This is a genomic window from Streptomyces sp. E2N166, from assembly GCF_003671715.1.
GTDB lineage: Bacteria > Actinomycetota > Actinomycetes > Streptomycetales > Streptomycetaceae > Streptomyces > Streptomyces thinghirensis.
This window is the reverse complement of the sequence record NZ_RAIF01000032.1, coordinates 428,467-429,654: the sequence shown is the minus strand read 5'-3', so window position 1 is coordinate 429,654 and position 1,188 is coordinate 428,467. Positions and strand designations below refer to the sequence as shown.

Annotated in this window: 2 protein-coding genes; both read right to left on the bottom strand. The window is 76.9% G+C overall.

The window, feature by feature from the left end:
* On the bottom strand, positions 1-689 hold a 689-nt coding region (locus EBH09_RS29055), incomplete at its 3' end, for a glycosyltransferase (protein WP_121751060.1).
* The coding region (locus tag EBH09_RS29050; RefSeq protein WP_193776598.1) for a glycosyltransferase family 9 protein at positions 686-1,188 on the bottom strand (503 nt) is incomplete at its 5' end. The genes EBH09_RS29055 and EBH09_RS29050, both read right to left, overlap by 4 nt.

The window sequence follows — 1,188 nt, the reverse complement described above, 5'->3', positions numbered from 1 at the left end:
CGGGGGCCGGGGTCCGGGTGGTGGTGCGCCGTCACGTCGGGGCAGTGCGTGACGCCCCAGCCGCGGGCGGCCAGGTCGTAGGCGAGGAGGGTCTCCTCGGCGCCGAAGAAGAGCAGGGGGTGGTAGCCGCCCGCGTCGAGGTAGGCCGTGCGGCGGACGACGGCGGCGCAGCCGAGGAAGCCGAGCACCTGGGTGCCGGGCAGGTCGGTGGCCGGGCCGAGGGGGGAATCGGCGAGCAGGTCGTTGAGGGGGTCCGCGGCGTCGGTGGGGCCGACGAGGGTGCGGGCGGAGAGCAGGCCGAGCCGGGGGTGCTCGTCGAAGTGCCGGGCGGCGGCGCCGAGGGCGCCGGGCGCCCACCAGGAGTCGTCGTCGCTGAACGCCACGTACGGGGTGTCGAGGGCGCGGACGCCGTGGGTGCGGGCGAGGGCGCCGCGGTTGAACGGCAGGGAGACCACGCGGACCTGTGGGAAGTCGCGGGCCAGCATGGCGCGGGTGTCGTCGGTGGAGGCGTTGTCGACGACGAGGATCTCGGGCCGCTCGGGCAGCGCGAGCAGGTGCCGCACGGTGACGGCGAGGCTCGCGGAACGGTTGCGGGTGGCGATGACGATGCCGACGGGGGCGGGTTTCGCGGGGTCGGCGTGGTGCCGTTCGCGGGTGCTGGACGGACCGCGGTTCGTGGCGTGGTTCATGGTGCCTCTCCCAGGGCGTCCAGGGCGTCGAGTGCGTCCAGGACGTCGTCGGTGGTGATCCGCAGCAGCGCGGGGTCGGTCTCGTGGCCGTGCGGGTCGCCGTGGTCGCCGTCCGGACCCGGGCGCCACAGTGCGTGGTGCCGGGGGTGGTCGGGCGGACCCCAGCGGCTGGGCGGGACCGGGCCGAAGAGGGTGACGGAGGGCGTGGCGTGGGCGACGGCGAGGTGGGCGATGCCGGTGTCGCCGCTGACGACGGCGCGGGCGCCGGCCACCAGGGCGGAGAGCCGGTCGTGGGGCAGGCCGCCGCCGAACACGTCCGTGTCGGGCAGGCTGGCGAGTTTGGCCAGCCGGGCCACCAGGTCTCCCTCGGCCGCTCCCCCGGTGACGACGACCCGGCGTCCCCGTGCGCGCAGCGTCTCCGCCACGGCCGCATACCGTTCCACGGGCCAGCAGCGGGAGGGGGCGCCGGCGCCGGGGTGCAGGACGACGGCGCCGGGGG